Origin of the sequence: Brevundimonas intermedia (assembly GCF_027922165.1) — a bacterium.
In the GTDB taxonomy this organism is placed as follows: domain Bacteria; phylum Pseudomonadota; class Alphaproteobacteria; order Caulobacterales; family Caulobacteraceae; genus Brevundimonas; species Brevundimonas intermedia.
In genome coordinates this window covers 493,366-515,765 of record NZ_BSFD01000001.1, presented here as the reverse complement: position 1 = coordinate 515,765, position 22,400 = coordinate 493,366, and the positions used below count along the sequence as shown (strand labels likewise).

At 67.8% G+C, this 22,400-nt stretch carries 22 protein-coding genes; 10 read left to right on the top strand and 12 right to left on the bottom strand.

Going from position 1 to position 22,400, the window contains the following annotated elements; all coding sequences use genetic code 11:
- Positions 1-7: 7 nt before the first annotated feature.
- Both PKE72_RS02475 and PKE72_RS02470 read left to right on the top strand, forming a co-directional pair.
- Complete coding sequence (locus PKE72_RS02475) at positions 8-868, top strand: CheR family methyltransferase (protein ID WP_271163881.1); 861 nt, start codon at positions 8-10, stop codon at positions 866-868.
- A gap of 4 nt (positions 869-872) precedes the next feature.
- A complete protein-coding gene (locus PKE72_RS02470; protein WP_271163880.1) occupies positions 873-1,949 on the top strand; it encodes a protein-glutamate methylesterase/protein-glutamine glutaminase in 1,077 nt (358 codons plus the stop codon).
- A gap of 46 nt (positions 1,950-1,995) precedes the next feature.
- Here PKE72_RS02470 and PKE72_RS02465 read toward each other — a convergent pair whose 3' ends face one another.
- The 6 genes from PKE72_RS02465 to PKE72_RS02440 all read right to left on the bottom strand — a co-directional run bounded on the left by PKE72_RS02465 (position 1,996) and on the right by PKE72_RS02440 (position 8,514).
- Positions 1,996-3,774 (bottom strand): hypothetical protein, encoded by a 1,779-nt coding sequence (locus tag PKE72_RS02465; protein ID WP_271163879.1) that lies wholly within the window; start codon positions 3,772-3,774, stop codon positions 1,996-1,998.
- Between the two features lie 104 nt (positions 3,775-3,878).
- Positions 3,879-4,307 carry a hypothetical protein gene (locus PKE72_RS02460; RefSeq protein ID WP_271163878.1) on the bottom strand — a complete coding sequence of 143 codons (429 nt, stop codon included), beginning with the start codon at positions 4,305-4,307 and terminating at the stop codon, positions 3,879-3,881.
- A 148-nt stretch (positions 4,308-4,455) separates the two neighbouring features.
- A complete protein-coding gene (gene pdeM, locus PKE72_RS02455; RefSeq protein WP_271163877.1) occupies positions 4,456-5,208 on the bottom strand; it encodes a ligase-associated DNA damage response endonuclease PdeM in 753 nt (250 codons plus the stop codon).
- Positions 5,205-7,823 (bottom strand): ligase-associated DNA damage response DEXH box helicase, encoded by a 2,619-nt coding sequence (locus tag PKE72_RS02450; protein WP_373878065.1) that lies wholly within the window; start codon positions 7,821-7,823, stop codon positions 5,205-5,207. The genes pdeM and PKE72_RS02450 overlap by 4 nt, the downstream gene beginning before the upstream one ends.
- Positions 7,811-8,227 (bottom strand): type II toxin-antitoxin system VapC family toxin, encoded by a 417-nt coding sequence (locus tag PKE72_RS02445; protein ID WP_271163876.1) that lies wholly within the window; start codon positions 8,225-8,227, stop codon positions 7,811-7,813. The genes PKE72_RS02450 and PKE72_RS02445 overlap by 13 nt, the downstream gene beginning before the upstream one ends.
- Positions 8,227-8,514 carry a type II toxin-antitoxin system Phd/YefM family antitoxin gene (locus PKE72_RS02440; protein ID WP_271163875.1) on the bottom strand — a complete coding sequence of 96 codons (288 nt, stop codon included), beginning with the start codon at positions 8,512-8,514 and terminating at the stop codon, positions 8,227-8,229. Before PKE72_RS02440 ends, PKE72_RS02445 begins: the two co-directional genes overlap by 1 nt.
- Positions 8,515-8,586: 72 nt before the next feature.
- On the opposite strand from PKE72_RS02440, the gene PKE72_RS02435 reads away from it, so the two are divergent.
- The 4 genes from PKE72_RS02435 (at position 8,587) to hisC (ending at position 14,371) form a co-directional block, all read left to right on the top strand.
- Complete coding sequence (locus PKE72_RS02435; protein WP_271163874.1) at positions 8,587-11,448, top strand: ATP-dependent DNA helicase; 2,862 nt, start codon at positions 8,587-8,589, stop codon at positions 11,446-11,448.
- A gap of 66 nt (positions 11,449-11,514) precedes the next feature.
- On the top strand, positions 11,515-12,567 hold the full coding sequence (locus PKE72_RS02430) for a DUF2125 domain-containing protein (protein WP_271163873.1): 1,053 nt from the start codon (positions 11,515-11,517) through the stop codon (positions 12,565-12,567).
- Positions 12,567-13,253, top strand: a complete 687-nt coding sequence (locus PKE72_RS02425) for a hypothetical protein (protein ID WP_271163872.1) — start codon at positions 12,567-12,569, stop codon at positions 13,251-13,253. The genes PKE72_RS02430 and PKE72_RS02425 overlap by 1 nt, the downstream gene beginning before the upstream one ends.
- A 14-nt stretch (positions 13,254-13,267) precedes the next feature.
- A complete protein-coding gene (hisC, locus tag PKE72_RS02420; RefSeq protein WP_271163871.1) occupies positions 13,268-14,371 on the top strand; it encodes a histidinol-phosphate transaminase in 1,104 nt (367 codons plus the stop codon).
- Between the two features lie 42 nt (positions 14,372-14,413).
- Here the strand turns inward: hisC and PKE72_RS02415 are convergent, their stop codons facing one another.
- The 5 genes from PKE72_RS02415 to PKE72_RS02395 are packed head-to-tail and all read right to left on the bottom strand — an operon-like array spanning position 14,414 to position 18,237.
- Complete coding sequence (locus tag PKE72_RS02415; protein ID WP_271163870.1) at positions 14,414-15,199, bottom strand: MipA/OmpV family protein; 786 nt, start codon at positions 15,197-15,199, stop codon at positions 14,414-14,416.
- A gap of 25 nt (positions 15,200-15,224) precedes the next feature.
- Entirely contained in the window at positions 15,225-15,956 is a 732-nt protein-coding gene (locus PKE72_RS02410) for a lysophospholipid acyltransferase family protein (protein WP_271163869.1), read from the bottom strand.
- Positions 15,957-16,622 (bottom strand): YdcF family protein, encoded by a 666-nt coding sequence (locus PKE72_RS02405; protein ID WP_271163868.1) that lies wholly within the window; start codon positions 16,620-16,622, stop codon positions 15,957-15,959.
- Positions 16,619-17,521 (bottom strand): cell division protein FtsX, encoded by a 903-nt coding sequence (locus PKE72_RS02400; protein ID WP_271163867.1) that lies wholly within the window; start codon positions 17,519-17,521, stop codon positions 16,619-16,621. The genes PKE72_RS02405 and PKE72_RS02400 overlap by 4 nt, the downstream gene beginning before the upstream one ends.
- On the bottom strand, positions 17,518-18,237 hold the full coding sequence (locus PKE72_RS02395; protein WP_271163866.1) for a cell division ATP-binding protein FtsE: 720 nt from the start codon (positions 18,235-18,237) through the stop codon (positions 17,518-17,520). The genes PKE72_RS02400 and PKE72_RS02395 overlap by 4 nt, the downstream gene beginning before the upstream one ends.
- 72 nt (positions 18,238-18,309) lie before the next feature.
- On the opposite strand from PKE72_RS02395, the gene PKE72_RS02390 reads away from it, so the two are divergent.
- Positions 18,310-19,335 carry an MJ0042-type zinc finger domain-containing protein gene (locus tag PKE72_RS02390; protein ID WP_271163865.1) on the top strand — a complete coding sequence of 342 codons (1,026 nt, stop codon included), beginning with the start codon at positions 18,310-18,312 and terminating at the stop codon, positions 19,333-19,335.
- Entirely contained in the window at positions 19,328-19,861 is a 534-nt protein-coding gene (locus PKE72_RS02385) for a phosphoribosyltransferase (RefSeq protein ID WP_271163864.1), read from the top strand. The genes PKE72_RS02390 and PKE72_RS02385 overlap by 8 nt, the downstream gene beginning before the upstream one ends.
- A gap of 6 nt (positions 19,862-19,867) precedes the next feature.
- Here the strand turns inward: PKE72_RS02385 and PKE72_RS02380 are convergent, their stop codons facing one another.
- The gene (locus PKE72_RS02380) at positions 19,868-21,202 is read right to left on the bottom strand and encodes an SAM-dependent methyltransferase (RefSeq protein WP_271163863.1); all 1,335 of its coding nucleotides are present in this window, start codon (positions 21,200-21,202) and stop codon (positions 19,868-19,870) included.
- 209 nt (positions 21,203-21,411) lie between these two features.
- Here PKE72_RS02380 and rplU point away from each other — a divergent pair, with 209 nt between their 5' ends.
- Entirely contained in the window at positions 21,412-21,966 is a 555-nt protein-coding gene (gene rplU / locus PKE72_RS02375) for a 50S ribosomal protein L21 (protein WP_271163862.1), read from the top strand.
- 99 nt (positions 21,967-22,065) lie between these two features.
- Positions 22,066-22,353, top strand: a complete 288-nt coding sequence (gene rpmA, locus PKE72_RS02370; RefSeq protein ID WP_267515499.1) for a 50S ribosomal protein L27 — start codon at positions 22,066-22,068, stop codon at positions 22,351-22,353.
- Positions 22,354-22,400 lie beyond the last annotated feature (47 nt).

Here is a 22,400-nt window from a genome sequence, read left to right as displayed (position 1 = left end):
AAAGAGCATGGCCTTGTCACAAGCGGCGCTAGAACAGTCCGTCCCGATCATCGATCAGATCAGCGCCCGCAATTTCGAGCGTCTGGCGAGGTACATCTACGACTATAGCGGCATCAAGATGCCCTCGTCGAAGCGCACCATGCTGGAAGGGCGGCTGCGGCGTCGTCTGCGCAGCACGGGCCACCCGACCTTCGACGACTACTGCGACTACCTGTTTAAGGAAGACGGGCTGGAGGCCGAGTCGGTTTTCCTGATCGACGCGGTGACGACCAACAAGACCGACTTCTTCCGCGAGCCGCGGCACTTCGACTATATGGCCAGCCAGGTCTTGCCCGAACTCAAGGCCTCGGGCGTACGCCGGATACGCGCCTGGAGCGCCGCCTGTTCGATGGGGGCCGAGCCCTACACCATGGCCATGGTGATGCAGAAGTTCGCCGACGAGCAGGGTGGGCCGGACTATCAGATCCTGGGCACGGACCTGTCGACCGATGTGCTTGAGACGGCGCTGCGCGGCGTCTATCCCAGCGAGATGCTGACGCCCGTGCCCGCCGACATGCGGCGCTGGGTCATGACCGCGCGAGACGGCGCCCGCCGCGAGGGCCGCATCCATCCTTCGTTGCGGGCAAAACTATCTCTGGCGCGGGTCAATCTGATGGACGAGACCTATTCGGTCGGTGATCCGTTCGACATGATCATGTGCCGGAACGTCATGATCTATTTCGACAAACAGACCCAAGCCAAGGTTCTGAACCGTCTGTGCGAACGGCTGAAGCGCGGCGGCCATCTGTTCATCGGTCATTCCGAGAGCATCACCGGTATCGAACTGCCCCTGGTCACTGTGGCCAACACCGTCTTCAGAAAGATCTGATCCCATGCCCAAGGTCCGCGTCCTGGTCATCGACGACTCGGCCAGCGTTCGCCAGACCCTGGTCGATGTTCTTTCCGCCGATCCCGGCATCGAGGTCATGGGCGTGGCCTCCGATCCCTTCGTGGCCGCACGCCGTATCGCCGAGGACGTTCCGGACGTCATCACCCTGGACGTCGAGATGCCGCGCATGGACGGCATCACCTTCCTGCGCAAACTTATGGCCCAGCGGCCGATCCCGGTGGTCATGTGTTCGTCCCTGACCGAGGCCGGTTCCGAGACCCTGATGCAGGCGCTGGAAGCCGGCGCAGTCGATATCATCCTGAAGCCGCGCATCGGGGCGGCGGATCATCTGGCCGAGAGCGCCGATCGTATCCGCGACGTGGTCAAGGCGGCGGCGCGCGCGCGGTTGGGCGCGCGGCGCACCACGACGCGCAGCCTGGATCCGGGCACGAAACTGACCGCCGACGCCATGTTGCCGCCCCCGACGGGCGCCGCCATGGCCCGCACCACCGAGATGGTCGCCTGTCTGGGCGCCTCGACGGGCGGCACCGAGGCGCTGCGCGAGGTGCTTCAGGCCCTGCCGGCCAATGCGCCGGGCATCATCATCGTCCAGCACATGCCGGCAGGCTTCACCGCCGCCTTCTCGAAGCGGCTCAACAGCCTGTGCGAGGTTGAGGTGAAGGAGGCCCAACACGGCGACCCCGTCCTGCGGGGGCACGTCCTGATCGCGCCGGGCGACAAACATATGCTGCTGGAACGCCACGGTGCGCGCTATCAGGTGGCGATCAAGGATGGCCCGCCCGTGTCGCGTCACCGCCCCTCCGTCGATGTCCTGTTCCGCTCCGCCGCCCGTGCGGCCGGCAAAAACGCCATGGGCGTGATCATGACGGGCATGGGCGACGATGGCGCCCGCGGTCTGCTCGAGCTGAAGGAGGCCGGCGCCACGACGGTGGCGCAGGACGAGGCGACCTCGATCGTCTTCGGCATGCCCAAGGAAGCCATTGCACGCGGCGCCGCCCAGAAGGTGATGGCGCTGGAGCATATCGCCCGCGAGATCATGGCCGTGGATCGGTCCAGATAGACTGGGTCGACGCCTGCGACACGGGCGTATCGCAGGCGTCTTGGTTTCAGAACAGCAGGTCGTCGAATTCGTCGACAGCCTCGGCGAGCTCGATCGGCGCGTCCACCGTGGCGTTATCCTGCTGGGTTTCGATGCGGTCGGCCTCGCTGAAAACGGCGTGAGCCGCGTGGATGGTCCGCTCGCGCGCCATGGTGTAGCAGCGGCCGATCTCGGTCAGGGCGGCGTCCACCACTCCAGAGATATCGGTCAGGTCATCAACGACGGGCCCCGCCGCCTCGGCCAGGGCGACAGCGGCGGCATGCAGGGCGTCGCCCAGATCTTCCTTGAGACCCAACTGGTCGGCGGCCTGGGCCAGAGACCTTGCGGTCGCCTCGCCCTGAGCGCCCAGCCCGACCAGATCCTTTTCGACCACGTCGGCCGCGCGGCGCAGATCCTCGTGCACGCTATTGAGCCGGCCCGCGTCGAGCCGGGCGCCTTCGGGTTCGTCTTCCGAAACACTGTGCGCCAGTTCGGCCAGGGACTTCAGCGAACCCAGGGTCTGGTCTGCGGCGTCTTCCAGATGGCTGGCGTGGCTGCTTAATTCGATGGCGATGACGCTGAGCGGTTTGCCGATCTCGCCGAGCCGGTTGCAGCGCAGGCTGCTGTTGATCGCCATCTGCTGAATGTCGCGCTTGACCTTCTGGATGGCGTCAACACGCCGCGCCAGCGCCTCGACCGACGATACGGTCTCGCCGCTGATCCTCTGCGCATTGGTCATGGCCGCTGTGACGTCGTTCACCAGAAGGCCGGCGCGACCGAGGCTGACTTCGAGGTCGCGAAGGTCGCCGCCGTTGTCGGACAGGCCGTGTATGACCATCAACTGGGTCGTGTCCTTGGCCATGCCTGCAAGGTTCTGCGTCACCTTGGCGGCCTCGGCTTCGAAGTCCGAGGCAATGTCCGCCATCTGGTCGGCGACCATGTGCAGCAGTCGGCGTTCGGCGCGGTCGCGCGCCTCGGGCGAGAGATCCGCTTCGGCTACAGTGCGGGCCGACACCTGAATGCCGAGTTGAACGTGCTCGATCCGCTGGCGGGTGATGTCGCCGATCTGCAGCGCCATCAAGGCCTTGCCGACCTTCATCTGTATGTCCCGTGCGATGGCGGCGACCGAAGCCGCGACCTCGGCGATGCGGGCGTGGTGGGCGCGCAAGGTCTCGGCGTCGACCGTCAGCTTGTCCGGCACTGCGGGGATCAACTGCTTGTACTTGCCGCCCAGACCCTGTTCGAAGGTCAGGGCGCCGTCGAGCTGATTGCGAAGGCGTGTCAGTTCGTCGGCCAGTTCGTCCAGTTGGGTGACGCCGAAGTCCAGTTGCTGGCACATGCGGTCGGCGAAGCCGGCGAATTCATCCGCTCCGCGGATGGTCGATCCGGCTGTGATCTTCACGTTCAAGGCGAAGGCGCGCAGATAGCGCAGCGTCGTGCGCATCGTGTCGATGTCTGCATCCAGCAAGGCGCTGGCGTTCTTCAACTGGTCAAGGTTGGCGACGCGGCGTTTCTGAGATTGCGGCAGGGCGCTGAGGCCCGACGCGGTTGAAAGCAGGTCGTTGCTGGTCCGTGAGACCGAGTCGACGTTCAGCGTCAGACCCAGACGGTCAAGCGCCTCGATCAAGCCGCCGATCATCTCCAGCGAGCCGGCCAACTGTTGTCCGGCGTGGGAGAAACGGGTCTCGACCCGCGCGCGGGCCGTTTCCAGCTGGTCCGTGACGTCCGGGGCGACAATGGGCCCTGGGGCGGAGGTCGCGAACGCCCCGCCAGCGAAAGGGTCGATATGCTGTGCTTCCGCCTGCATGAACGGTCTCGTTCTGAGAGTCATGGCGTCAACTTAGCCGCGACATGAAAACCGTCGGTAAACGGCGAGAAGAAACAGTCGTATCTCGTGACAAGGTCAATGTGTCAGGTCCGGCGAATACGCGCGGGTGACGCTGGATTTTGAACGGCAGAGGCTCGCGCTCGACGGCGACGGTTGATGGCCGACGCCTGAGCAAGCGTGAGGTTCGGGTGGCGCCGTGCGGCATGACGCACCTGTTCGACAAACCCGGGCAGCCAGGCGGCCACGGCCCCGCCGGCTCCGGCGAGGAAATCCCCCACAGAGACGCTGCGGCCTGTGAAGAATTGCAACCCTTCGGCGGCGAGCGCGGCGGCGATGACGAAGACGGCCAGATCATCGCGACGGCGGGTCGGGGAGATCAGGAACAGGCCAACCGTAACGCCGTAGAAGGCGATGGCGTGAGCGGCCTTGTCGTTCAAGCCGAACGCCTGCTCCAGGCCCTGAAACGGGCCGAGCATCAGAACGGCCATGCCCGTCGCGGCGAAAACGAACAACAGGCGAGCGGCAAGGATGATGCGGCGTGACGTGAGCATGGAGGAGGGCGTCCAGGGCGGTGATGACGCCATCCTGCCCGGTCCTGCCCAAGATGCGGTGAAGCGATATGCTGAACCGTTTACGAACGTCGCGGCTGCGTGCTCTGCCTTAGGGCAGGCTGGACCAGGCGATGGCGTGGACCTTGTCGCGACCGAGAACGGCGGCGAGAGGTTCCTTCAGGAACAGTCCCGAAACGGCGGGATCGCGCACGTTGAGCCCGCCGGTGAAGGCTCCGAAGGCGGGCAGGAGCAGCCGTGAGCCGTCGGTGACGAAACAGGGGCGTCGCACGCCGCGGCCATAGCCGACCACGCGCGCCGCGGGATGGAGATGGCCCGCCACCTCGCCGTGGCGGTCGTCGGCCGCTGTCAGCGCCTCGGGTTCGTGCGTCAACCGCAGGCCGCCCAGGGTAAGATCGCCGACGATCCGGCCGGGCAGAGGAGATGAAAGACCGGCCTGGTTCGCCAGGGCTTCACGGTCGTGATTGCCCTCCAGCCACAGCCAATCTCGCCCAGCGGAGAGCCGGTCCAGTCGCTCACGATCGTCGAGGGGCATCCGAGAGATGGCTCGTGCATCGTGAAAACTGTCGCCCAGAAGCACGACCATCGCCGGGTGAAGTTCCGCGACTTCCGCCTCTAGCCTGTCCAGGGTGGCGCGGCTGTCGTAGGGCGGCAGCATCTGGCCGCGCGCGGCGAAGGCCGAGCCCTTCTCCAGGTGCAGATCCGCCGCGACCAGGGCGCGGTAGGCTGGAAGCCACAGGGCGCCGGAACAGCGCAGCACGCAGGTCTCGCCGGCGATCTGGACCCGCAGTGAACCGCAGGGCTTGCGGGCGGGGGACAGGGTCTGGCGCAGGGCGGCGTTCATGGCGCGTCCTCGTCCATGACTTCGGCGATCAGATGTTCGGCGCTCTCATCCAGGATCATCTCTGCGGCGTCGCCACCGACTCTTTCGCGCCCGATCTGAACCAGAACCGGCACGCAGAAGGGCGAGGGACGCGTCAAGGGCTGATGCCTGATCCGGCCCTCGATCCGCGCCAGCATCTGGCCCAGGCGCGCCACGTCCAGCAGGCCTGACGCGGCGTCGGCACGGGCGGTCTTCAGCAACAGGTGGTCGGGTTGGTGGCGGCGCAGCACGTCGTAGATCAGGTCGGTCGAGAAGGTCACCTGGCGGCCGGTCTTTTCGGCGCCGGGCTGGCGACGTTCGATCAAGCCGGAGATCAGGGCGCAATTGCGGAACGACCGCTTCATCATGAAGCTCTCCTCCAGCCAGGCCTCCAGGTCGTCACCCAACATGTCGGACTGAAACAGGGCGTCCAGGTCGATCTGGTCCATCGGCTTGATCGACCAGACGGCCAGGGAATAGTCGGTGACGACGAAGCCCAGCGGTCCGACGCCCAGTCGATCCAGCCGCCGGGTCAGCAGCATGCACAGGGTGGTGTGCGCCAGATTGCCTTCGAACGGGTAGGCGACCAGGAAATGCCGGCTACCGCGCGGGAAGGTCTCGACCAGCATGGATTCGGCGTCGGGAATCGCGGACCGTTCGGCCTGGAGCGCCAGCCATTCCTGCACGTCAGGCGGCAGGACGCGCCAGTGGTCCGGGTCCTGCACCATGGTGCGCACCCGGTCGGCCAGTGAGGTGGACAGGGGAAACTTGGACCCGCCCCAGGACGGGATCTTGGGGTCCTTGTCATTGGCGTGGCTGACCAGGGCGTCGGTCCCGACGATGCCCTGAAACGCCCAGACCTGGCCGGCGAACAGGAAGGTGTCGCCGGGCGTCAGCTGTTCGAAATACCATTCCTCGGCCTCGCCCACCTTGCGGCCCGCGACCAGTTGGCGCGAGGCGCCGCCGCGACGGCCGGCCACGCGCACGTTCAGGGTTCCGGCCGAGACGATGGCTCCGACGTTCATACGGTGCCGCTGGGCGATGTCCTTGGTGCGGGCCTTCCAGCGGCCGTCCGGGGCGCGGACGATGCGGGCGAACCGGTCATAGGTCCGCAGCGCATAGCCGCCGGTGGCGACGAAATCGACCACCTCCTCGAACTGCTCCCAGGTCAGGGCGCGATAGGGGCCGCAGCCGGTGATTTCGTCATACAGGGCCTGCATGTCGAAGGCTTCGGAACAGGCGACGCCCATCACGTGCTGGGCCAGGGTGTCCAGCGTGCCGATATGGATCGGCTCCCAGTCGAACGCGTTGTCGGCGACGGCCTCGCGGGCCGCCTGGCATTCCAGCATCTCGAACCGGCTGGCGGGCACCAGCAGGGCGCGGGACGGCTCGTCCAGCCGGTGGTTGGCGCGGCCGATCCGTTGGACGAGACGGCTGGAGCCCTTGGGCGCCGCCATCTGGATGACCAGATCGACGTCGCCCCAGTCGATACCGAGGTCCAGGGTCGAGGTGCAGACCACCGCCCGCAGATCGCCGCGCGCCATGGCCGCCTCGACCTTGCGCCTCTGCTCCGCCGCCAGGGAGCCGTGGTGCAAGCCGATGGGCAGATTGTCGTCGTTGATCGCCCACAGCTGCTGAAAGACGAATTCCGACTGCCAGCGGGTGTTGACGAAGATCAACGCCAGGCCGGCCCGTTGAATGGCGGCGTAGACCTCGGGAATGGCGTGCTGGCCCGTGTGGCCGGCCCAGGGGACCTTGCCCTCGGAGATCAGCACGTCGATGACGGCCGGCGCGCCGGGGTCGCCTCGGACCAAAATAACCCCTTCTCCCCTTGCGGGGGAAGGTGGGCCCGAAGGGCTCGGATGAGGGGTCGGTTCAGCCTCGAGAGCAGATGCCGGTGCGGTTGGGAGCAACCCCTCATCCGTCTCGCTGCGCGAGCCACCTTCTCCCGCAAGGGGAGAAGGAAGTCTCGGGGCCAGCCACCCCCGGATCAGATCCGGGTCCTCGATCGTGGCGCTCAGCCCCACCCGCCGCATCCCCGGCGAGAAGCTCTGTAGCCGCCCCAGGCCAAGCGACAGCAGATCGCCACGCTTGCCGCTCCAGATGGCGTGGACCTCGTCCAGCACGACGCATTTCAAGTCGGCGAAATAGGACCGCGCCCCTTCCCAGGCGCAGAACAGGGCCAGCTGTTCGGGCGTGGTCAGCAGGATGTCGGGGGGGAAGTCACGCTGGCGCTGGCGTTTGGACTGTTTGGTGTCGCCCGTTCGGGTTTCGACATGGATGTTCAGCCCGATCTCGCGGATCGGCGTCATCAGATTGCGCTCGACGTCGGTGGTCAGGGCCTTCAACGGCGACAGATAAAGGGTGTGCACGCCCGACCCTGGCCCGGTCGCCGGCCTCGGCCCGCGCTCCGCCAGTTCGATCAGACTGGGCAGAAACCCGGCCAGGGTCTTGCCCCCGCCGGTCGGGGCGACCAGCAGGGCGTGCTGACGGGCCTGTCCCGCCGCAACCATCTCCAGCTGATGCCGCCGAGGTGACCAGCCTCGCGACGCGAACCAGTCGGCGAACAGGGGCGGGAGGATCGTCACACGCTCCACGGCGACAGCAGACGGCACCCGCTATGTTCGAAGTGACGAAGATTTCGGGTCACCACCGTCAGGCCGTGGACATGAGCCGTCGCCGCGATCAACTCGTCCGTCATTTCCGACGGGCGGCCCAAGGTGCGAGCAGTTTCGGCTAAAGACGCCCAACGCTCGGTGACTTCCAGATCGACTGGCAGAATGCGCGCGCCATATCTTAGGATGAGATCCGTCAGCCAGTAGTCTAGATCGTCGCGACGCCGCCCCGGCTCCAGTCGCACGATGCCGCGTCGCAGTTCGCCCACGGTGATGACGCTGAGGTGCAGGTCCGACAGCAACTGGTCGGCAAGCCATGCGATCACCCCCGCATCAGGACGGGCGCGCTTGGGTTCGCTTACGACGTTGGTATCGAGCAGGAACATCAGAAGGGATCGATTTCCCTCGCCGGTCGGCGGTCGCGTTCCAGATCGACACCTTCCAGAGAAGGGCCGTTCAGCAGCCAGTCCTTGAAGTCGCGCGACGCACGCGGATCCTTAAGGCGTCTGAAATCCTCGGCCGAGAGGACGACGGCGGCAGCCTCTCCGTGCAGAGAAATCTCTTGCGGCCCTTCGGTGCGGGATTTCCGAATGACCTCGGAGAAATTGTCCTTGGCCTTGGCCACGCTCCAGTTCATCGCTGCGTCTCCGGTCTGGCTATCGTTTATGGCCATACTCCGAGTAAGCGCTTCGGTCAATGAAATGTTCCCGTTCCGTTTCAGCCCCGAGGTCGCTATCTATCGGCCGTGTCCGACGAATCCGTCATCGCAGAATCCCGCCTGACCGGCGCCGAGCCCTGGCTCGACCTGGCGCCGGCGCTCGCCACGCCGCCGGGCGCGGGGGCGGTGTGCGATGAGGCGGGGGCCAGAAAGATCGGGCGGGGAGCGGCGGAGGGCTTGTTTACCGGCGGGGCCGTGCTGGTGGCCCACGCCTCGCTGACGGCGCGGCGGCTGGGACTGACGCCGCCGCCGCGGTCGGGCGAGCTGATGGATGTGCTGGAGCTGTACGCCTTCGTGCGGCCGGCGCAGTTCTGCGCGCCGTCGCCGACTGGGCTGGCCCTGTCGCTGGGCTTGGCGGAGCCGAAGTCGGCCGAGGCGCAGGCCGCGGTGCTGCGCGAGGCGGCGGCTGTGCTGCTGCGCGAACTGGCGGCGGCCGCCTATCCGGAACGAGAGGCTGCCTATGTTTTGGCCCTGACCCTGCAACGGGCGGCCTGGGCCTGGGGCGAACGGGTGGTGCAGGCCCTGGAGGCCGGCGGGGTGCGGGCGCGGCAGCATCGCGGGTCGGGTCTGGACGTCTGGAGCCGCTTGACGGAGTGGGAGGACGAGGCGCCGCGCGGCGAGGCGGGATCGGCGCCGGTCGACAGCGAGAGCGCGCGCATCCGGTTGGCCAAATTGCTGCAGGCCTCGGGCCTGGACGAGACACGGCCGACCCAGTCCGACTACGCCGCCGAGGCCGCCTTCGCCTTTTCGCCGCGCAACGAGGAGGGGCGGCCGCGTGTGCTGCTGGCCGAGGCGGGGACCGGGACGGGCAAGACCCTGGGCTATCTGGCGCCGGCCTCGCTGTGGGCGGAGCGGAACCAGGGGGCGGCCTGGATCTCGACCTATACCCGCGCCCTGCAACGCCAGATCGACCGCGAGAGCCAGTCGCTGTGGCCTGATCCGGAGGAGCGCCGCAGGAAGACCGTGATCCGCAAGGGACGCGAGAACTATCTTTGCGTTCTCAATCTGCAGGACATGGTTCAGGCGGCCCAGCTGGGGAACGGCGACCTGATCGGCCTGGCCCTGGCGGGGCGATGGGCCTTGCACACGCGCGACGGGGACATGACCGGCGGGGATTTTTCGGGCTGGCTGCCCGGCCTGTTCGCCATGGCGCCCGCCCATGCGGCGGGGGCGGCCAATCTGGTGGATCGACGGGGCGAATGTGTGCACGCCGCCTGTCCGCACTATCGCAGCTGCTTCGTCGAAAAGACCATCCGCGCCAGCCGACGCGCGGATCTGGTCATCGCCAACCACGCCCTGGTTCTGACCCAGGCCGCGTTCGACGGGGCGCGCTCGGCGCGGGGCCAAAAGCAGGACGGCGAGACGGCGGCGCTGAAACGCATCGTCTTCGACGAGGGCCACCACCTGTTCGACGCCGCCGACAGCGCCTTTTCCGCCTGTCTGTCGGGCCAGGAGGCGGCGGAGCTGCGCCGCTGGATTCGGGGGCCGGAAGGCAAGGGGCGGCGTGGACGCGGGCTGGAACAACGGCTGGGCGACATGGTCGGGGACAACGAGGCGGCGCTGAAGGCCTTGCAGGACGCCATCCGCGCCTCGGCCGCATTGCCGGGCGAGGGCGTGTCGGGTCGCGTCGCTCCGGCCTCGGGCGAGGTCAATCCCATCGGGCCGATCGAGGCCTTCCTGGCCGCCGCCCTGAACCAGTTGCGCGCCCGTACGGCCGAAAACAGTCCATACGGCGGCGCCGAATTCGGGATGGAATGCGCACTGAAGCCCGTCACCGAGCCGGTGGCCGAGACCGCCCGCGCGGCGGCCCAGGCCCTGGCCGCCATCGAGGCGCCCCTGCTGGCCCTTTCGCGACATCTGGAGGACATCCTCGACGACGAGGCCGCCGAACTGGACGGGTCGCAGCGGTCGCGGATCGAGGGCGCCTTGCGAGGACTGGACCGGCGGGCGCGGATGACCCTGCCGGGCTGGCGCTCGATGCTGGCGGCGTTGGAGGACGGCGGGGACGAGCCTGATCCGGACTTCGTCGACTGGCTGTCGGCCGAGACCGCCTTCGGTCGCATTCACGATGTGGCCCTGCGCCGCCACTGGATCGACCCGACCGTGCCGTTGGAGGCGGCTGTGATCGCGCCGTCCCATGGCGTGCTGGTGACCTCGGCGACCCTGTCCGATCCTTTGCAGGAGGATCCGTTCGATCTGGCGCGGTTGCGGACCGGCTCGGCGCGATTGATCGAGCCGCCGCGCACGCTGAAGGTCGAAAGCCCGTTCGACTATGCGGCCAACAGCCGGGTCATCGTCGTCAACGACCTCGTCAAGGACGATCCGCGCCAGACGGCGGCGGCGATGCGCGAATTGTTCCTGGCGGCCGGGGGCGGGGGACTGGGCCTGTTCACCGCCATCCGTCGGCTGAAGGCGGTCTATGAGCGCCTGGGGCCGGACCTGGCGAAGGCGGGGGTGCCGCTTTACGCCCAACACGTCGATCCGCTGGAGGTCGGCGCGCTGGTGGACATGTTCCGTGTCGAAGAGAACGCCTGCCTGCTGGGCACCGACGCGGTGCGGGACGGGGTCGATGTGCCGGGACGGTCCCTGCGCGTGCTGGCCTTCGACCGCGTGCCCTGGCCGCGCCCGGACCTGCTGCACAAGGCGCGGCGGGAACGGCTGGGCGGACAATTCTCTCAGGGCAAGGGTTATGATGACGCCCTGGCCCGCGCTCGCATCGCCCAGGCTTTCGGGCGGTTGATCCGGCGCGGCGACGACAAGGGGGTGTTCCTGATGCTGGACGCCGCCACCCCGACGCGCCTGTTCGCCAGCCTGCCGCCGGGGACAGAGGTCCAGCGGATGGGCCTGGCCGATGCGGTGGAGACGGTGCGCACCTTCCTGGCGGACTGAACATCGGGTGTAGAACGGCGTTGCTGACGGTAGCGAGCAGGCCTTCGCTTCGACTAAGAAGACCCCATGACCGAGCTTCCGACCAAGCGACACAGCCGCGCGGGCCTGTACGCCCCCTTCGTCATCGTGCTGATCGCCCTGGCCGGCTGGACGGGGTGGTGGTTCTATCTGACGCGCCAGATCGACGAGGGACTGGAGGCCCAGGCCGTGACCATGCGTCAGGCCGGCTGGGACGTGCGCTACGCCGACAAGCGGATCGTTGGCTGGCCGTTCCGCGCGAATGTGAAACTGACCCACGTCACCATCGCGGCTCCGTCCGGTCACGCCGTCGCAGCGCCTGAGTTGAATGCCGAGGCCAATGCCTATCAGCCGACCAAATGGGTCGTGGTCGCCCCGGAAGGCCTAGTCCTGACCCGCGCCGGCAAGGGCAAGGTGGCGGTGAACGGCGACGCCATTCGTATGAGCGCTAGCGGCATCGATCAGCGCTGGCCCAATCTGTCTCTAGAACTGGTCAATCCGGTCTTTACAGCCCATGCCGACGGCGAGCCCTTCCCCATCGCTCGCGCGGCGCGGATCGAATTCTATTCCCGCCCCCATCTGGAAGGCTCGACCACGCCGAGCGACGACATCGACGTGATGTTCCGCCTGGTGGACGGTCAGGGACGCCGCGACGGACCGGTCGAGGGGTTCGCCCAGGACGGTCAATTGACCACCCAGCTTGAGGCGACCATCGGTCGGGCGGACCTGCTGAAGGTCGGGGATGCGGCCGGGGTCTTTTCTCAATGGACCAAGGGCGGGGGCACGTTCCGCAAGGTGCGGGGCGATCTTCAGGCGGGCGACAGCCGCGCCACTCTGAGCAGCGAGGTGCTCCGCGCCGATGTGAACGGACGGCTGACCGGCGAGGTCGCCCTGCAGTCGCGCAAGCCGGTGCCCGCCCTGTCGGGCCTGTTGGAGACGCGCCAAGGGCCGGTGAACCGTGTCGGCGCCGCCGGCGCCGCTGCGGTCGCCGGGGCGGCCGACGCCGCCGGTCGCGAAGACATGGCTCTGACCGTCATCTTCCGGGACGGGCGCACCTGGCTGGGGCCCTTCCCCCTGGCGCCGGCGCCCAAGCTGTTCTGATGGGACTGCTGGAAGAACCTCGGGATGACGCCGTCCTGTCGGGGCTGGACCGGGCGGTGGTCGAGGCTGTGCGGGCCAGGATCGCGGCCGGTCCGCGCGATCGGTTCGACGCTGGGGTTCTGGCCCTGCGCGATCTGACGGCGGACGTCGGCCCTGTCGAGCGCTCGGCGCTGAAGGCTTTGTGGGGGCGGATCGAGACGGCGACCGGGCCGTCGCTGGTGACGTGCGGTGGTCTGGCCCAAGCCTTGGCGACCGACCGCTACGGTCTCGGCGCCAGGCCCCTGTCCGCTGACGACGCCCTGAGGGCGGTCGAGGGCGGGTCTCGCGCCATGCTTGATCTGACATCGGACCGACCCTGGTGGGGACGGCTGCTGGCGCGCCCCGAACTGAAGATCGTCGCCGCCCTGCCGGACGACGGCCGGGCGCGGCCCCAGGCCTTTCTGGTATCCAAAGAAGTCTCGGGTCCCACCGGTGGCGACCGCACCTTCTGGGTCACCGACAGCGGCTGGTCCGAGACCAAGATCGTCGAAGCCCTGGGCGAGGCCGGGCTGGTCGCCGATCCGCTTGCGGCGGCAGGCGGCTTGAAGCTGTTCGTGTTGACGGGCTATGTGCAGGCGGAGGACGGGCGGCTGAGCAATGCCCCCGGCCGTCTGACCGGCGTCATCGGCGCCGCCCCCATCTTCTGAGTTCAAGGCTTTCCATGACCGACGCGCCTGCGCCCCAAGGACCCGAGGCAAAGCCCGGCATCCTCGACATCGCCCCCTATGTCGGCGGCAAGTCGTCCATCGCCGGCGTCGCCGAGCCGATGAAGCTGTCCTCGAACGAGAACATGCTGGGCGCGGGCGAGAAGGCGCGCGCGGCCTATGAAGCCGCGATCAAGAATATCCACATCTACCCGGACGGTCGGGCGACCAAGTTGCGCGACGCGGTGGCGGACACGCATGGGCTGGAACCCGAGCGGCTGATCTTCGGCAACGGCTCGGACGAGGTCTTCGCCCTGCTGAACCAGACCTATCTGACGGCGGGCGATAATATCGTCTGCGGCCAGTACGGCTTCCTGGCCTACCGGATCAGCGCCCTGGGCTGTGAGGCCCAGGTCAAGCTTGCGCCCGAGCCCAACTTCAAGGCCGAGGTCGATGCGCTGTTGGCCCAGGTCGATGAGCGGACGAAGATCGTCTATGTCTCCAACCCGTCGAACCCGACCGGCAGCTACAACACCGGCGAGGAGATTCGCCGTCTGCATGCGGCCCTGCCGGCCAACGTCATCTTGGTGGTCGACGAGGCCTATGCGGAATATGTGACCGAGGCCGACTGGGAGACCGCCTTCCCGCTGGCCAAGGACGCGGCCAACGTCGTCGTCACCCGCACCTTCTCCAAGATCCACGGCCTGGGGGGGCTGCGCATCGGCTTCGGTTATGCGCCGCTTGCGATGGTCGAGGCGATGGATCGGATCCGGCTGCCGTTCAATGTCTCTGTGCCGGGGCTGGAGGCGGCGGCCGCCGCTGTGGGCGACGAGGCGCACCAGCAGGCGTCACGCGACCTGATCACGGCCTGGAAGCCGCGCCTGACCCAGGCCGTGCGCGGCTTCGGCTTTGAGGTTCTGCCCAGCGCCGGCAACTTCGTGCTGGTGTTGTTCGACAGCGCCCAACGCGCCGCCGCCGCTAACGATTACCTGAACGCCAAGGGGATCATCGTTCGGGGCGTCGGCGGCTACGGCCTGCCGCAGGGCCTGCGCATCACCATCGGCACGGAAGATCAAAACCGCGCCGTGATCGACGCGCTGAGCGAGTTCGCGGCGACCTGATCCGCGAGTGCGGCGACCGCCGGTGTGGTCGCCGCCTTTGCCTCAGCCGCCGAAGCGACGGGCGAAGAAGACGCCCGTGCGGATGGTGTCGTCTTCCTGGGACAGGGGGCTGTCGGCCACGTCGCCCAGCCGGCGTTCATAGTTGACCAGGGCGCCGGCGCCCCATTTGTCGTTGAGAGGGACCAGCAGGAACAGGCTGGCGCCCGCGCCTTGCAGGCCGCTGCCCGGCGAGTAGGCGTCGATGCCGTTGCGGGCGGCCTCGGCGGCGCTGACGCCATAATAGGCGTCGGCCAGCTTGGCGTCGCCGCCGCGTGCATAGACCGAGAGGTTCATCAGGCCGATCGGCGTCACGCGTTGGTGGCCGACGGAGGCGTAGTATTCGGTGCCCTCGCTGACGTCCGTCACGTCGCGGCTGACCCGGCCGCCGACCACGATATTGCCGGGCAGGCGCTTGAAGGCGTAGGCGGCGACGTCTGCGCCGAAGTCAGGACGATCCAGGTCCAGGCCCTCGATGTCTTCGGGCGAGAAGCGCGGGCGCAGTTGCAGGCCGGCGCGGAAGTCGTCGGTCTTGACGGCGTTCCAGCCAAGGCCGTCGATGGCGCTCAGATAGACGACGTCGCGATAGTTTGCGGACACCCAGGGCACGACCTGGGTCTCGGAGCCCGTGTCCCCGCCGCTGTCCTTGCTGTACAGGGCGCCGACGCCGAGATCGACGGTCCAGCCGTCGGGTGCAGGGCGGATCTGCTCATAGGGCTGGGACTGGGCCAGGGCGGAGCCGGCGAAGGCGGTGGCGGCGACGGCGGTCAAAGCCAGGAGACGCAGGGACATTGAGAGCTTCCTCGTACGGGATCGGTCACCCCATACGTTCGAGCTGTGCCTTTGGCTCCAAGAGTGCAGTCGAAGCCGTCTCAATGCGACTTTCCAGCAACGCCATCATCGCGCCGCGCTTCAGTCCGGCGGGAATCGGCTCCAGGAATTCGAACACCACCTTGCCTGGATAACGCCGGAAGCCGTGGGCCGGCCAGTGGACGCCGGAGTTGGTTGCGACGGGCCAGCAGGGGCCTTCCAGATCGCGATAGATGGCGGCGACGCCGGGCTTGTAGTCGCCGGGCACCCCGGGGTCGTTGCGGGTGCCCTCGGGGAAGATGACGATTTGGCGGCCCTCAGACAGGCGCTCGCGGGCCTGACGGGTCATGTCCTTCAGCGCCCTGGCGTGGCCGGCGCGGTCCACAGCGATCATCTTGGCCTTCCAAGCGAACCAGCCGAAGAAGGGCAGGGGCATCAGTTCCTTCTTCATGACGAAACAGGCGTCGGGCAGGACGGCGAGCAGGGCGACGATGTCCAGCATGCCCTGGTGTTTCGACGCGATCAGGGCTGCGCCCGACGGCGCGTGCTCCAGTCCCCGCACCTCGACCTTCACCCCGGCGATCCAGCGCAGGCCGAACAGGACGATCTTCGCCCAGAGTTTGCAGACGCCCTGCGCATAAGGGTGCGGCGCCAGAAGGATGGGCGACAGGCCGATGGCGACGATCGGCATCGACAGATAGAGCCAGGCGGTGAAGAGCAGGGAACGCAGGGTGTTCACTTAGGCAGGGGCCTTTTCGGGGGGAAGGTCGGAGACAGGGATGTCGGACCCAACGTCGGACCCAACGTCGGACACAGGGGCGTCGCGACTGAGGCGACGGACGCCTTCGCGGCCCAGTGCGGCGAGATATTTCATGTATTCCAGAGTCATGCGCCGCGCAGTCACCGTCGCACGCCACCAATGCCGGTTGTCCAAGGACGGCGTGGAGACCGCATAGGGCGTCAGTTTAACGCCCGGCAGCTGGCCGCGGATCTCCACCAGCGAGCGGGGCATATGATAGTCGGAGGTGACAACGATCAGGTCGTCATAGCCCTTGGACCGCGCCCAGGCGGCGATTTCCTGGGCGTTGCCGACGGTGTCTTCGGCCTCGAAACCCAGGTCGACACAGCAGTTGAACAGGCGGCTGGAGCCCGGCGTCAACTCGCGCAGTTCGCGACGACGGACCTCGCGATTGACACCCGAGATCAGGACGCGCTGGCCCTTGCCCTGTTCCAGCAGGCGGATGGCGGCGTTGACCCTCTCGGCCGACGGGCCGGTCAGGGCCACAATGGCGTCTGCGGCGACTGGGTCTTCGGCGGGGGTCAGTTCGCGCACCCGGTGCGCGAAGGCGAACAGGCCAACCAGCCAGATCAGGACGACGATGCCGACAACGGCGAGTAGCCTCATGCCTTCCTCCTGCCTGAGCCCAGCACCTGCATGGCGGCGAATCTGGCCGCGACAAGCGCCACCGTAGCCGCCAGCAGCGGACATGGCGAGAGCAGCAGCAGGTCGCCCCAGGTCACCGGCAGCGCCTGTGTCAGGCCGTCCGAACCGCCCAAGAACCGCAGGAAGGCCAGCAGCAGGCCCGCCGCCCCGGCCCCGATCGCGCCGGCGCCGGCCGCGATCAGAGCGAAACGCCGTTGGAACAGCCAGGCGATGCGTCCGTCCGTCGCGCCGTTCAGGCTGAGGGTCTCGATCACGCCGCGCCCGGCCGCCAGACCAGCGCGCGTGGCGTAGGCGATGGCGGCGGCGGCGGCGAAGGCGGTGGCCAGGAAGGCGGCGCCGGCCAGGGTGGTGATCAGGGCGGCGGAACGTTCGACCTCGCCGCGCCAAAGGCTGTGGTCGTCGACCGTGGCGTCCAGCCCGGCCTCGGCCAGGGCGCGGCTCAGGGTCACGGCGCTGGCGGGAGCGTCGGGTTTCAGACGCACCGTCACCAGATGGGGCATGGGCAGATCGGGCAGGACGGCGTCACCCAGCCAAGGGCGCAACAGATCCTCGGCCGCCTTGCGGTCCAGCGCCGCCGCCTCTTCGACTCCTTCAACGCCGGACAGGGTCTCGGCCGCGCGGGCGGCGGCGGTGTCGCCGCTCTCGCCGACGCGGGGGCGCACCTGGACCGTCGCTTCGGACCCCAGCTGGCGCGCCCAGCCATGGGCGGCCCGGTCGGCGGCGGAGGCGGCGACGGCGGCGAGACAGGCCAGGAAACACAAAACGGCGATGACCGTCATCAACCAGGGCTCGCCTGCGGCGGCGGGCGGCAGCAGGCCGGGGCGTCCTGTCGAGAAGCGGAAGTCGGACAGCCGGATCATGCGGCGACCCTTCGGGCCTTGCTGAGCCGGCCTTGTTCCAGTCGCAGCACCTGCGCGCCCGAGCGTTCGGCCAGGGCCTGGTCGTGGCTGGCGATCAGGACGGTGGCGCCCAGCCGGTTCAGCGACTGGAACAGACGCAACAGCTTGTCAGCCATGACGGCGTCCACGCTGCCGGTCGGTTCGTCTGCGACGATCAGGCCGGGGCGGGTGATGACGGCGCGGGCGATGGCCAGCCGCTGTTTCTCGCCGCCGGACAGGGCCGGGGGACGGGCGTCCATCCGCCGGCCCAGGCCGACCCATTTCAGCATTTCTTCCACATCGGCGGCGTAGTCGGCCTCGCGCCCGCCCGCCAGGCGCAGGGGCAGGGCGACGTTGTCGAAGGCCGACAGATGGTCCAGCAGGCGGAAATCCTGGAACACCACACCCATACGGCGGCGAAAGGCCGGGATGTCGCGCCGGTCGATGTCCGAGACATCGGCTCCGAACAGGCGGACGGTCCCTGTGGTCGGCCGGTCGGCCAGGGTCAAAAGCCTCAACAGCGAAGACTTTCCGGCTCCGGACGGCCCGGTAAGGAAGTGGAAAGAGCCTCGCGTCAGAATGAGGTTAACGTCTCGCAGCACGTCGGGCGCGTCCGCATAGCCGAAACCCACGCCCGACAGGCGGACGGTCTCGGTCACGGGGGCGGCATCGGCGGCGCTGGTTGGCGAGGACGGCATTGAGTTTTGTTTCAGGGACAGGGTGCGAAATCGCGCCTTACAGGAGGGGGCGACAGCCTCGCAGTCAGCCACATGATACTGACCTGCCCCGCCTGCGCCACCAGCTATTTCATTCCCGACGACGCCATGGGCGCGAACGGGCGCAAGGTGCGTTGCAAATCGTGCGGCGAAGTCTGGCGTGCGACCAGCGATGAACCCCTGGAATTGAACGTCGCGCCCGAGCCCCGCGTCATCTCCACGCCCGAGCCGGACGCCGCCTCCGAACCCGCCAGTCTAGCCGAGACCCCGGCGCCGGAATTGCCCAAGGCTTTCCGCGCCCGCGCCGAACAGCAGCGTCGCCTGCGCCGCGCCGCCGCGCATGGCGTGGTCTGGGCGGGCCTGGCCAGCGCCTTTGTCGGCGTGATCGTCTCTGCCTTCCTGTTCCGGATCGAGGTGGTGGAGGCCTTCCCACGCGCCGCCGCCGCCTATGCCGCCGTCGGCGCGCCTGTGAACCCTGTCGGCCTGGACTTCGAGGCCATGACCGCCAAGGAGGTCGCCGCCCATCCGGGGATGGTTCTGGTCTCGGGCGCTCTACGCAACGTCCGCGACGCCGAGATCGTGGCCCCGCCGGTCCGCGTTGCCCTGCTGGACGAGCATGGCGCCGAGGTCGGGTTCAAGATCGTGACCATCGACGCCGCGCCGGTCCTGCCCGGAAAGGTGCAGGGGTTCGCTGTGCTCATCCCCGATCCCGGCGGTCACGCGGCCGATATCGGCGTCAACTTCGTGACGGCGGAACCATCCCACGCCAAGCCGGCCAAGGATCACGGCGCTGAGGGCCACGCCGCGCCGGCGAAGGCGCATGGGGAAGATCATGGCGAGGATCACGCCGCCCCGGCGCATCCCCCGGCTGACGCGCATGCGCCGGTCGATGCTCATGCCGCCCCGGCAGACCATGCTCCGGCAGACGCCCATGCGGAGCTTGCGCCCGCCTCAAACGGCCTGCGTTCGGCCGTGGCGCCAGGGCTCAGCGGGCGCGGCGCGGGCGCTCCAATCGAGGCCCGGCCCATTCCCGTGGTGGACAGAGGTCATGGCGAGGCGGTATCCGCCTCGCATGGCTGATCCCTCTCCCGCGCCGACCGTCCTCCTGGCCGAGGCCGACATCGCCCGCGTTGTGGCGGATCTCGCCGCGCGCATCGCGCCGGTCATCGACGATGAGACGGTCGCCGCCGTGCTGCTGACCGGCGGTCTATGGTTCGCCGCCGATCTGACCCGCGCCCTGTCCCGCGTCGGTCGCAATGTCCGGTTCGACGCTTTGTGGCTGGCCTCATACGGCGACGACAAGACCAGCCGCGGCAAGATCGACGTCTATGCGCCGTTCCAGCGTCCCATCGCCGGTCGAAAGGTCCTGATCCTCGACGACGTCTTCGACACCGGCCTGTCGTTGGCCGAGGCTGTGCGGATCGCTCGCGAGGCCGGAGCGTCCGAAGTCCTGACCTGCGTCTTCGCCCGCAAGCCCTGGCCCGCCCCCCGAGCGCCCGAGCCGGACTTCGTCGGCTGGGAGGCGCCGAACCGCTTTCTGGTCGGCTACGGGCTGGACAATGCAGGCGGCCTGCGGGGGCTTCCGGACATCTGCGCGCTGGACTAGCTGCTGTCAGCGATAGAGGGAGGCGCGGTCCAGCGGCAATCCCGATTTACCGGCGCGTCGCTTCTGGGCCACGGTCTGGTAGACGAGGATGGAGCCGCGTTCGAAGCCCTTGGCGCACATGGCGAAGAAGATCAGCCACAGGCGGGTGCGCTCCTCTCCGACCATGGCGATGGCCTCGTCCCTGCGGGCCATCAGGCGGCGGGACCACTCGGCCGTGGTGGCCTGGAAATGTTCGCGCAGGTTCTCGACGTCCAGCACCTCGAAACCCAGGCGGCCGAGGTTGGTTACGGTCATGCCGATGGTGTCCAGTTCTCCGCCCGGGAAGATGAAGCGGCCGATTGTGCGCGTTGCCGTCGTTTGGGGGGTGATGTTGCCGATATCGCGGCCGCCGCGCCGGACCGAGGCCTGGTGGAAATACAGGCCTCCGGGCTTCAGCAGACGATGCATCTCCAGGAAATGGCGGTCGTGGTTGGCGAAGCCGACGTGTTCGAACATCTCGACCTGGCTGATGGCGTCGAACTGTCCGGTCATCTCCAGGTCGCGATAGTCCTTGAGCTCCAGGGTGATCCGGTCTTGCAGGCCGAGGCGGGCGATCTTGGCGTTGGCGAAGGCGAGCTGTTCCTCCGACAGGGTCACGCCGTGGACCTTGACGCCATAGTGCCGGGCCGCCCAGCAGGACAGACCGCCCCAGCCGCAGCCGATGTCGAGCAGGGTCTGACCGGGTTTGAGGCGGAGTTTCCTGCAGATGAGGTCCAGCTTGCGGGTCTGGGCGTCCTCCAGCGACTGGTCCGCGTCGGCGTAACAGGCGCTGGAGTAGACCATCTCCGGGTCCAGGAAGAGGCCGTAGAAGTCGTTGCCGACATCATAGTGGAAGGCGATGAAGTCCTTGTCCGTGCGAGCGGACTTGTCCTTGCGCTGGCCGGCCTCGCCGGTGGGATCATAGGCGGCGTCGCCGACGGTGCGGGTCCGGCCGGCCCAAAGGAAGGGAAGCAAGGCGCGCGCGATCAGCCCCTTGTTGACCCGGCGCGGCAGGTGGACTGCGCGGCCATGGTTCCAGCGATCGGCGGCTTCCAGGGGCGAGCCGCCCTCGATGCGCACGTCGCCCGTCGCGTAGAGTTCGAACAGGGTCATCAGGCTGGGCTTCAGCACCAGCCGGCGTACGGCGGAGGGGGAGGACAGCACGATGCGGATGTCGTCGCGGGCGTCGGGGCCCAGAGGAAGGACTTCGCCGTTCCAGAGCTGCAACGACAGATCGGCCTGCAGATGTTCCGCAACATGCGAAACGATCCGACGCGCGGCGGCCGTGCGCGAATCCTGGCCGCCCTTAGCGACGGTGGTCATGTGATCTTGTCCCCGAATTTCATGCAGGCTGCGACCTTACCGGATTGGTCGAGGGGCGCTAGATCATGGGGCGAAATGCTGCGACGCCTGAATTTCCGCCGTGTGCGGCGTTGACTCCGAGACGCCCTTCCGTATATGTCGCCGCTCTTCGCCCCCGGGGGTCTCTCCGGAGGGCGTCTTCATTTTTGCGTTTGCGCTGAGGCTTCAACATGTACGCGGTGATCAAGACCGGCGGCAAGCAGTACCGGGTCCAACCGGGCGATACGATTGTCGTCGAAAAGCTCGATGGCGACGCCGGCTCGGAGCTGAAGTTCGACAGCGTCCTGATGCTGGGCGGCGAAAAGGGCGTGACCCTGGGCGCTCCGCTGATCGACGGCGCCTTCGTCGGCGCAACCCTGGTCGAGACCCGCAAGGGTGAGAAGATCAAGATCTTCAAGAAGACCCGTCGTCAGGGCTATCGCCGCACCAACGGCCACCGCCAGATGGAATCGGTCCTGCGCATCACCGGCATCGAAGGCGCCGGCGAGACCGCCAAGTGGGACGGCACGGTCGATCTGACGACCAAGGCCGAGATCAACCTGCGGGCTCGCAACCTGGCCACCCGGGGCGCGACCTCTTCGCTGGGTTCGACAGAGACGGTCGTGACCGACGTGGACGGCGCCGAGGTCAAGGGCGTCGTGGTCGAGAGCTCGGCTCCCGCCAAGAAGGCCCCGGCCAAGAAGAAGGCCGCGCCCAAGGCTGAAGCCGCCGGCGACGAAGCCTAAGACATTCACCGGCGCCTCACAGCGCCAGACCAGTTAAGAGAGACGTCCTCAAGCAGGCCGAAAGGCCGGTAGGACACTCAGGAAAGACGGAGCGGCAAGATGGCTCACAAGAAATCCGGTGGTTCGTCGCGTAACGGTCGCGACTCCGAGTCGAAGCGCCTGGGCGTGAAGAAGTATGGCGGCGAGCGCGTGCTGGCCGGCAACATCATCGTGCGCCAACGCGGCACCACCTTCCACCCGGGTGAGAACATCGGCATGGGCCGTGACCACACCCTGTTCGCCCTGACGCACGGCGCGGTGAAATTCACCAAGAAAGCCGGCGGCCGTTGTTACGTGTCGATCCTGGCGGCGAATGACGACGCCGCTCAGGCGCTCGCCGCCGAGTAACGCAGTCTGGAAATCTCCGGATCGCGTTGCTCCTTCAAGCAGCCGAT

Bases quoted from the DNA above. Each gene is read 5' to 3' on its own strand.
- PKE72_RS02475 (WP_271163881.1), top strand. From the start codon at position 8: ATGGCCTTGTCACAAGCGGCGCTAGAACAGTCCGTCCCGATCATCGAT.
- PKE72_RS02470 (WP_271163880.1), top strand. From the start codon at position 873: ATGCCCAAGGTCCGCGTCCTGGTCATCGACGACTCGGCCAGCGTTCGC.
- PKE72_RS02465 (WP_271163879.1), bottom strand. From the start codon at position 3,774: ATGCAGGCGGAAGCACAGCATATCGACCCTTTCGCTGGCGGGGCGTTC.
- pdeM (WP_271163877.1), bottom strand. From the start codon at position 5,208: ATGAACGCCGCCCTGCGCCAGACCCTGTCCCCCGCCCGCAAGCCCTGC.
- PKE72_RS02445 (WP_271163876.1), bottom strand. From the start codon at position 8,227: ATGTTCCTGCTCGATACCAACGTCGTAAGCGAACCCAAGCGCGCCCGT.
- PKE72_RS02440 (WP_271163875.1), bottom strand. From the start codon at position 8,514: ATGGCCATAAACGATAGCCAGACCGGAGACGCAGCGATGAACTGGAGC.
- PKE72_RS02430 (WP_271163873.1), top strand. From the start codon at position 11,515: ATGACCGAGCTTCCGACCAAGCGACACAGCCGCGCGGGCCTGTACGCC.
- PKE72_RS02425 (WP_271163872.1), top strand. From the start codon at position 12,567: ATGGGACTGCTGGAAGAACCTCGGGATGACGCCGTCCTGTCGGGGCTG.
- hisC (WP_271163871.1), top strand. From the start codon at position 13,268: ATGACCGACGCGCCTGCGCCCCAAGGACCCGAGGCAAAGCCCGGCATC.
- PKE72_RS02415 (WP_271163870.1), bottom strand. From the start codon at position 15,199: ATGTCCCTGCGTCTCCTGGCTTTGACCGCCGTCGCCGCCACCGCCTTC.
- PKE72_RS02405 (WP_271163868.1), bottom strand. From the start codon at position 16,622: ATGAGGCTACTCGCCGTTGTCGGCATCGTCGTCCTGATCTGGCTGGTT.
- PKE72_RS02400 (WP_271163867.1), bottom strand. From the start codon at position 17,521: ATGATCCGGCTGTCCGACTTCCGCTTCTCGACAGGACGCCCCGGCCTG.
- PKE72_RS02395 (WP_271163866.1), bottom strand. From the start codon at position 18,237: ATGCCGTCCTCGCCAACCAGCGCCGCCGATGCCGCCCCCGTGACCGAG.
- PKE72_RS02390 (WP_271163865.1), top strand. From the start codon at position 18,310: ATGATACTGACCTGCCCCGCCTGCGCCACCAGCTATTTCATTCCCGAC.
- PKE72_RS02385 (WP_271163864.1), top strand. From the start codon at position 19,328: ATGGCTGATCCCTCTCCCGCGCCGACCGTCCTCCTGGCCGAGGCCGAC.
- PKE72_RS02380 (WP_271163863.1), bottom strand. From the start codon at position 21,202: ATGACCACCGTCGCTAAGGGCGGCCAGGATTCGCGCACGGCCGCCGCG.
- rplU (WP_271163862.1), top strand. From the start codon at position 21,412: ATGTACGCGGTGATCAAGACCGGCGGCAAGCAGTACCGGGTCCAACCG.
- rpmA (WP_267515499.1), top strand. From the start codon at position 22,066: ATGGCTCACAAGAAATCCGGTGGTTCGTCGCGTAACGGTCGCGACTCC.